The sequence below is a fragment of the Ferdinandcohnia sp. SAFN-114 genome (genome assembly GCF_059415045.1).
In genome coordinates this window covers 24,027-32,507 of the sequence record NZ_JBPFDQ010000057.1, presented here as the reverse complement: position 1 = coordinate 32,507, position 8,481 = coordinate 24,027, and the positions used below count along the sequence as shown (strand labels likewise).

The following is an 8,481-nucleotide window of genomic DNA, read 5'->3' as shown; positions in this document are numbered from 1 at the left end:
ATGTCACAATACTTATCTCAAGTATTGCCATTTTGGAGGTGTTTTATATTGTCTCACTATTTTAGGTTAGTCCAAAGAGGCACCGCCCTTAGGTGCCTTTTTTTGTGGCAAAAATTATAGCTCTTACATGTTTGTAAGAGCTAAAGGTCTTCTTTATTGTATGGCTCCATGCGCCATCGGCATAAGCTATAAGCCAATCGCTTTGGAAGGTAAGAAGCTCCTTCTGTCAGCGCTTGTCTTATGCTTGTCCCGATAGGCGGGCACCTTACGCTTTTCTTATTACACGCGTTCTACTTTACCAGATTTTAATGCTCTTGCAGAAACATATACGCGTTTTGGTTTACCGTCAACTAAAATACGAACTTTTTGTAAGTTAGCTCCCCATTTACGTTTTGAAGCGTTCATTGCATGGGAACGAGCATTACCAGTAGTAGTTTTTCTACCTGTGATTACACATTTACGTGCCATTCTATTTCCCTCCTAACTTGCACAGCAACAGTCATACATATCGCTTTCTTCATAGAAATACTTATATAATTTATCATACAAAATGGGATATTGCAATACTTCTTAACGTGGGTTTAACATTATTCTGGGGTGCCCCTCAGAATAATGTTAAAGCCTCCGGCGGATGCCACAGATTTTCAATGGACGTTTTTCGATCAAGCTCGAAAAATCTGGGCGCAAATACGCCAAGGCGTATTTGATTATGTAAAAATACTTGTCAAGACATAGAATTTCAGTAAAGCTATATAATAAAAGGTAATGAATACATTAGCCTACCTCATGAATTACTTTAAAAATCTGTGATGTTATAGTAAAATGACTGTAGCCAAGGTGAACAATTATAAAGGGGGAACTGATATGTCCATCGAATTAAAAACGAAATACGGACAAATTGATATATCAAATGATGTAATTGCAACAGTTGCTGGGGGAGCTGCTATCGATTGTTATGGAATAGTTGGAATGGCGTCTCGAAAGCAAATTAAAGATGGCATTACTGAGCTTTTACGAAAAGAAAATTTTGCCCGTGGTATTGTTGTTCGTCAAGAAAATGGCGAAGTACATATCGACATGTACATAATTGTAAGTTATGGCACGAAAATTTCTGAGGTTGCCCACAATGTTCAATCAAAGGTGAAATATACATTAGACCAAACAGTAGGACTTGCTGTCAGTTCGGTTAATATTTACGTGCAAGGAGTTCGTGTAACGAACCCATAAGAAGGAGGAACTTTGAGTGTCAATTACTACATTAGATGGAAAACGTTTTGCAAAAATGGTGTTATTAGGTGCTACTCACTTATCTAATAACGCAAAGATGGTAGATGCACTTAACGTTTTCCCTGTACCAGATGGTGATACAGGAACGAACATGAATCTTTCCATGACATCTGGTGCAAAGGAAGTAAAAAATAATGTTACCCCACATATCGGAAAGGTAGGTGCATCCCTAGCGCGCGGATTATTAATGGGTGCACGAGGTAACTCTGGAGTTATCCTTTCTCAACTTTTTAGAGGTTTTTCTAAAGCAATTGAGCAAAAGGAAACTTTAACTGCTGCTGAAGTTGCTCATGCATTTGAAAATGGTGTAGAAACAGCTTATAAAGCAGTTATGAAACCTGTTGAAGGTACGATTCTAACAGTTGCTAAGGATGCTGCTAAGCGTGCGGTTGAGGTGGCAAAAAATGAAACAAACATCATTATCGTGATGGAAGAATTAGTGAAAGAGGCAAAAGCTTCATTGAATCGTACACCTGATCTACTTCCAGTACTTAAAGAGGTTGGAGTTGTAGACAGTGGTGGTCAAGGATTATTACTTGTTTATGAAGGTTTCCTTTCAGAATTAAAAGGTGAAACAATTGATAATATGTCCATTTCATCACCATCAATGAACGAGCTTGTTAATGCAGAACATCATAAAAGTGTTCAAAGTCATATGAATACAGAGGATATCGTGTTTGGTTACTGTACAGAATTCATGGTGAAATTTGAAGCAGAGAAAATTAGTAATCATCCATTTGCTGAAGAACAGTTTCGCAATGATTTAAGCAGATATGGTGATTCATTATTAGTTATTTCAGACGATGATATCGTAAAAGTACATATACATTCCGAACAACCGGGTGAAGTATTATCATATGGACAACGGTATGGAAGCTTAATTAAAATGAAGATCGAAAACATGAGAGAACAGCATACTGCTATTCTAAATGAAGATGAAACACAATCACCTGCACGAGTTAAAAGTAGTAAAGAAAAAGAAAAATATGCAATAATCACCGTGGCAATGGGGTCAGGAATCACGGAATTATTCAAGAGTATCGGTGCTCATGTAGTTATCGAGGGTGGACAAACGATGAATCCAAGTACTGAAGATTTTGTAAAGGCAATGGAATCAGTACATGCAGAGAACTTCATCCTTCTACCTAATAACAAAAATATTATTATGGCAGCTGAACAAGCAGCATCTGTTGTTGAAGGAAATGTTGTCGTTGTTCCATCAAGAACAGTGCCACAAGGAATGTCTGCATTACTTGCATTTAATCCATCTGGAGAGTTGGAAGCAAATCAAACGTCCATGACTGATGCATTAAGTAATGTCAAAACGGGTCAAATCACTTATGCTGTCCGTGATACAAATATAGATGGAATTGATATTTCAAAAGATGATTTCATGGGGATTGCAGAGGGTAAAATTGTTGTTACAGACAAAAATAAGCTGAAAGCAGCAAAAGATCTATTAGCAAAAATTATATCTGCTGATGAGGATGAAATTGTTACCATCATACATGGACAAGATGCCTCAGAAGATGATGTGAATGCAATTGTAGAATATCTTGAAGGCGAATTTGAAGATATCGAAGTTGAAGTGCATAATGGTGACCAACCGCTTTACGCATTTATTTTCTCAGTTGAATAAGTTATAAAATAGAAGGGATTTATCCCTTCTATTTCAATGTATGGGGACAATTTCCTGTAGCTAAAATAGTTTTAGAGAAATAGAGTAATATGTAGGAACATAGTTTGACCTAACTCCATAATTCTATAGTATGTAAGGAGGAGATAATATGAAATATAGAAGTGTTTTTGATATTATTGGTCCGGTTATGATTGGCCCATCAAGCTCACATACAGCTGGGGCAGCTCGTATTGGCAGGGTTGCAAGAAGCTTGTTTGGTCGTGAACCAAAATGGGCAAACATCTCCTTCTATGGATCATTTGCAGAAACATATAAAGGCCATGGAACGGATGTAGCAATTATTGGCGGTCTTCTTGATTTTGACACATTTGATGAAAGAATTAAAATTTCATTGGATATCGCCAAAGAAGCAGGCATTCAGATAAAGTTCATTGAAGAAGATGCTGTTCCTGAACATCCTAATACAGCCAGAGTATTGATTGGTGATGATGAAGGTGAACTAGAGCTTGTAGGTATTTCCATTGGTGGCGGTAAAATTGAGATTACTGAATTAAATGGGTTTAAATTGCGCTTATCAGGTAATCATCCGGCAATTCTTGTTGTTCACAATGACCGTTATGGTGCGATTGCAGGTGTTGCAAACGTGCTTGCAAAATATGCGATCAACATTGGGCATATGGAAGTGGCTCGAAAAGAAAAAGGGATGCAAGCGCTAATGACCATTGAGGTGGATCAAAATATCGAAGGACCAATATTAGATGAATTATCTACTTTACCTAATATTATTAAGGTAGCTAAAATTGTCGACTAAGTTCACTGTTAATTGGATACAAGTTTAATCGACAGGAGGATTTTTTATGTTTCGTAATGTTGCTGAGTTAGTAGAACTTGCTACTTCTAAAAATATGAAAATAGCAGAAGTGATGATTGAACAAGAGGTTGAAGTAACTGGTAAAACTCGTGAAGAAATCATCTCACAAATGGAACGAAATCTTGAAGTGATGGAAAAAGCTGTTGAAAGAGGATTGTCTGGAGTATCGTCACTTTCAGGTTTAACAGGCGGAGATGCTGTTCTTCTACAGGATTATATAAATAAAGGAAACTTTTTAACGGGTAAAACAGTCCTGGACGCTGTTAGCAAGGCTGTAGCGACTAATGAAGTTAATGCAGCAATGGGAACAATTTGCGCGACACCAACTGCAGGCTCTGCAGGTGTTGTACCAGGCACTTTATTTGCTGTGAAAGAAAAATTGAATCCAACAAAAGAGCAAATGGTTGAATTTTTATTTACCGCTGGCGCATTTGGATTTGTTGTTGCGAACAATGCATCTATTTCTGGTGCTGCTGGAGGCTGTCAAGCTGAGGTTGGATCTGCTGCTGGAATGGCTGCTGCTGCAATAGTTGAGATGGCAGGCGGTACTCCACAGCAATCTGCAGAAGCAATGGCGATTACTTTAAAGAATATGCTTGGACTAGTATGTGACCCTGTGGCAGGACTTGTCGAGGTACCATGTGTTAAGAGGAATGCGATGGGAGCAGCGAATGCTATGGTTGCTGCAGATATGGCATTAGCAGGAGTTACAAGTCGGATCCCATGTGATGAGGTAATCGATGCGATGTACAGAATAGGTCAGACAATGCCAACGGCACTAAAAGAAACAGCACAGGGAGGACTAGCGGCAACTCCAACTGGTCGTGCTCTTGAAGCAAAGATCTTTGGGATTTCGCTAAACAAAAGTGAATAGTCAACTTCAACAACCTGTCACTGAAATAAAAGGAATCGGCGAGGAGACAGGATTACAGCTTAACGAGATGCACATCTATTCCATTCTTGACCTACTATTGTACTTCCCATATCGATTTGAAGACTATAGTCTTAGAGACCTAGCAGAAGTTAAGCATGAGGAGAAAATAACGATTGAGGGAAAAGTTCATAGTGAACCACTATTAACCTATTACAATCGTAAGCGTTCGCGCTTAACTTTTAGGGTCTTAGTTGGTCGTTATCTTATTACAGCGACCTGCTTTAATCGGCCATATTATAAGAATAAAATATCATTAAATGATACTATTACGATTTCCGGAAAATGGGATCAACATCGTCAAACAATTACCGTTAGTGAGATAGTTTTTGGTCCAATGACGAATGACAATCGGATTGAACCGGTTTATTCAACAAAAGGAAAGATCACTGCTAAAGGAATAAAGCGGTTTATGGCACTTGCCCTTGGGCAGTTTGGTGATCAAATTGAGGACAATCTCCCGGAACAATTATTAACCACATACAAGCTTTTACCTAAGAAGGATGCTATTAAAATCATGCATCATCCATTAAGTCATCAAGATTTAAAACAGGCTAGAAGACGCTTTGTATATGAGGAGTTTCTACTTTTCCAACTAAAAATGCAGGCACTTAGGAAATTTGAACGGGAACAAACGATGGGTTCAGCAATGGACATTCAGATAGAAAAATTAGAAGGATTCATGAATGGACTGCCATTTCCTTTAACAAATGCCCAAAATCGGGTTGTCACTGAAATAATTAATGATCTCCGCTCCCCATATCGAATGAATCGCTTGCTACAAGGTGATGTTGGTTCAGGCAAGACGGTTGTTGCTGCTATTTCATTATATGCCACAATCCTTTCTGGATATCAGGGAGCATTAATGGTTCCAACAGAAATTTTAGCAGAACAGCATTCACATTCATTAATGGAGTTATTTTCCGAGTACGGGTTAAATATTCAACTGCTATCAAGCTCTGTTAAGGGTAAACGAAGAAGAGAAATCCTCGAGCAGCTTAAAGCGGGTGAAGTTCATATTTTAGTTGGTACTCATGCACTAATTCAAGATGAAGTTAATTTCCATAGGCTTGGCCTGGTAATTACAGATGAACAGCATCGCTTTGGTGTTGAACAACGCAGGGTATTGCGGGAAAAAGGAGAAAATCCTGATGTGCTCTTTATGACTGCAACACCAATTCCACGGACTCTTGCGATTACAGTTTTTGGAGAGATGGATGTCTCTGTAATCGATGAAATGCCAGCCGGAAGGAAAAAAATTGAAACATATTGGGTGAAGCATGAGTTACTAGAACGGATATTAGTGTTTATTGAAAAAGAGCTTGCTAAAGGTAGACAAGCCTATGTTATATGCCCTCTGATTGAGGAATCAGATAAACTAGATGTACAAAATGCAATTGATGTTCATTCAATGCTCTCATTTCATTTTCAAAATAAAGCAAAGGTCGGCTTAATGCATGGTCGTTTGTCCGCAGACGAAAAAGACGATGTAATGAGACAATTTAGTGAAAATGAAGTTCAAATCCTAGTTTCCACAACAGTAGTCGAAGTTGGTGTGAATGTTCCCAATGCGACATTGATGGTAATTTATGATGCTGAACGATTCGGACTATCACAACTTCACCAATTACGGGGACGTGTTGGACGGGGAAGTGAACAGTCTTATTGTATCCTTCTAGCTGATCCAAAATCTGAAGTGGGAAAAGAACGAATGCGGATCATGACGGAAACAAATGATGGATTTGTTTTATCAGAAAAAGATTTAGAACTTCGTGGCCCTGGTGACTTCTTTGGGAGAAAACAAAGTGGTGTTCCAGAATTTAAAGTCGCAGATATGGTTCACGATTATCGAACCTTAGAGGTCGCTAGAAATGATGCTACTAAACTCATAAATTCGCAGGTGTTTTGGAAAGATGAATCTTACAAACACCTTAGGAAAGATTTATTACAATCTGGTATTTTAGATGGCGAAAAACTTGACTAAACCCCATATCGTATAGGGCAGCTTGTGAGGAGGATTTCTTCTTGCAATCTGCTTTTTTTAATTATATACTAACTATTAGTACCTAGTCTTAAGAGTGCGGACGGTGTGTTTTTAAATGAGAAAGAGTAAAAAAGAACGGCAGCAACTATTACAGGAAACGATTAAAGTAAATCCGTTTATAACTGATGAAGACTTAGCTGAAAAGTTCATGGTAAGTGTTCAAACAATTAGATTGGACCGATTAGAACTATCAATTCCTGAACTGCGTGAGCGAATCAAGAATGTTGCTGAAAAAAAATTAGAAGATGAAGTTAAATCTTTACCAATTGATGAAGTAATTGGTGAAATCATTGATATTGAATTAGATGACAGTGCGATTTCAATCTTTGATGTAACACAGGAGCATGTTTTTAAACGTAACCATATAGCTCGTGGACATCATCTTTTTGCTCAAGCAAATTCACTAGCGGTTGCTGTTATTAATGATGAGCTTGCGCTTACGGCAAAAGCGAATATTCGTTTTACGAGACAAGTAAAACTAGATGAGCGTGTCGTCGCAAAAGCAAAAGTGAAAGGTTCTGAGGAAAAAGGGAGAACAATCGTAGATGTAAAAAGCTATGTTGGAAATGAATTGGTGTTTTCCGGTGAATTTACAATGTATCGTTCTAATAAACAAGTAAAAATTGATTCATAATAGAGAACGAACTCAAGTTATGAGCATCTGACTACCTAAAAGCAAACAAAAGGATTGATACAAAGATGAAGCTTGCAATTGATGCAATGGGCGGGGATCATGCCCCAGAGGAAATTGTAAAGGGGACAATATCTGCATTAAAGCATTATAAAGACCTTGAAGTTACACTTATTGGCGATGAAGTAAAAATTCGCAAACACTTAACTGAAGATGAAAGAATCACAATTTTACATACAACAGAAGTAATAGAAGGTACAGATGAACCTGTGAGGGCTGTTAGAAGAAAAAAGAACGCATCGATGGTCTTAATGGCAAAAGAGGTTAGTGAGGGACGTGCAGATGCCTGTATTTCTGCAGGAAATACAGGGGCATTAATGACTGCTGGACTCTTTATCGTTGGCCGAATTGAGGGGATTGATCGACCAGCGTTAGCACCGACTTTACCAACTCTAGATAAAAAGGGATTTCTCATGCTTGATGTTGGTGCAAATGTTGATGCAAAGCCTGAGCATTTGCTTCAGTATGCGATAATGGGTTCAATCTACTCTGAAAAGGTTCGTGGAGTTACAAATCCTCGAGTAGGACTATTAAATGTCGGTACAGAAGATAAAAAAGGGAATGAATTAACGAAACATGCATTTGAAATGATGAAAGCAACAAATCTTAATTTCGTTGGAAACGTAGAGGCAAGAGACCTACTTGACGGGGTTGCCGATGTTGTTGTTACAGACGGATTTACAGGTAACGTAGCGTTAAAGACAATTGAAGGTACTGCTCTTTCCATGTTTAAAATGTTGAAAACAGCTTTTACAAGTAATCTAAAAAGTAAAATAGCTGCTGGTCTATTAATGCCAGAATTAAAGGGATTAAAAAAGACATTAGATTACTCAGAATACGGAGGGGCAGGATTATTTGGATTAAAAGCTCCTGTTATAAAAGCCCATGGTTCTTCAGATGCAAATGGTTTATTTAGTGCCATCCGTCAAACCTATGAAATGGTAGAGAAGGATGTAGCTGGAACAATACGTAAAACATTAGAGGATATTAATCCTACAGTAGACGAATAGGGGGAATA

8 protein-coding genes are annotated in these 8,481 nt (G+C 38.1%); 7 read left to right on the top strand and 1 reads right to left on the bottom strand.

The window, feature by feature from the left end; all coding sequences use genetic code 11:
• Positions 1-279: 279 nt before the first annotated feature.
• Positions 280-468 (bottom strand): 50S ribosomal protein L28, encoded by a 189-nt coding sequence (gene rpmB / locus ACR65M_RS17640; protein WP_010282529.1) that lies wholly within the window; start codon positions 466-468, stop codon positions 280-282.
• Between the two features lie 396 nt (positions 469-864).
• Between rpmB and ACR65M_RS17635 the strand changes: the two genes are divergently transcribed.
• From ACR65M_RS17635 to plsX, 7 genes are all read left to right on the top strand, one after another.
• On the top strand, positions 865-1,227 hold the full coding sequence (locus ACR65M_RS17635; RefSeq protein ID WP_121446544.1) for an Asp23/Gls24 family envelope stress response protein: 363 nt from the start codon (positions 865-867) through the stop codon (positions 1,225-1,227).
• A gap of 16 nt (positions 1,228-1,243) precedes the next feature.
• Entirely contained in the window at positions 1,244-2,926 is a 1,683-nt protein-coding gene (locus ACR65M_RS17630; RefSeq protein ID WP_341331926.1) for a DAK2 domain-containing protein, read from the top strand.
• A gap of 148 nt (positions 2,927-3,074) precedes the next feature.
• A complete protein-coding gene (gene sdaAB, locus ACR65M_RS17625; protein WP_341331925.1) occupies positions 3,075-3,737 on the top strand; it encodes an L-serine ammonia-lyase, iron-sulfur-dependent subunit beta in 663 nt (220 codons plus the stop codon).
• A gap of 46 nt (positions 3,738-3,783) precedes the next feature.
• Positions 3,784-4,671, top strand: coding sequence for an L-serine ammonia-lyase, iron-sulfur-dependent, subunit alpha (gene sdaAA, locus ACR65M_RS17620; protein WP_341331924.1), 888 nt, complete (start codon positions 3,784-3,786; stop codon positions 4,669-4,671).
• Positions 4,664-6,712, top strand: coding sequence for an ATP-dependent DNA helicase RecG (gene recG, locus ACR65M_RS17615; protein ID WP_341331923.1), 2,049 nt, complete (start codon positions 4,664-4,666; stop codon positions 6,710-6,712). Before sdaAA ends, recG begins: the two co-directional genes overlap by 8 nt.
• Positions 6,713-6,827: 115 nt before the next feature.
• Positions 6,828-7,406, top strand: coding sequence for a transcription factor FapR (fapR, locus tag ACR65M_RS17610; protein WP_341331922.1), 579 nt, complete (start codon positions 6,828-6,830; stop codon positions 7,404-7,406).
• Between the two features lie 65 nt (positions 7,407-7,471).
• Entirely contained in the window at positions 7,472-8,473 is a 1,002-nt protein-coding gene (gene plsX / locus ACR65M_RS17605; RefSeq protein ID WP_440273923.1) for a phosphate acyltransferase PlsX, read from the top strand.
• Positions 8,474-8,481: the final 8 nt, after the last annotated feature.

What these genes read in the sequence shown, in the direction of transcription:
- sdaAA (WP_341331924.1), top strand. Translation starts at nt 3,784, where the DNA reads ATGTTTCGTAATGTTGCTGAGTTAGTAGAACTTGCTACTTCTAAAAAT.
- sdaAB (WP_341331925.1), top strand. Translation starts at nt 3,075, where the DNA reads ATGAAATATAGAAGTGTTTTTGATATTATTGGTCCGGTTATGATTGGC.
- fapR (WP_341331922.1), top strand. Translation starts at nt 6,828, where the DNA reads ATGAGAAAGAGTAAAAAAGAACGGCAGCAACTATTACAGGAAACGATT.
- ACR65M_RS17635 (WP_121446544.1), top strand. Translation starts at nt 865, where the DNA reads ATGTCCATCGAATTAAAAACGAAATACGGACAAATTGATATATCAAAT.
- plsX (WP_440273923.1), top strand. Translation starts at nt 7,472, where the DNA reads ATGAAGCTTGCAATTGATGCAATGGGCGGGGATCATGCCCCAGAGGAA.
- rpmB (WP_010282529.1), bottom strand. Translation starts at nt 468, where the DNA reads ATGGCACGTAAATGTGTAATCACAGGTAGAAAAACTACTACTGGTAAT.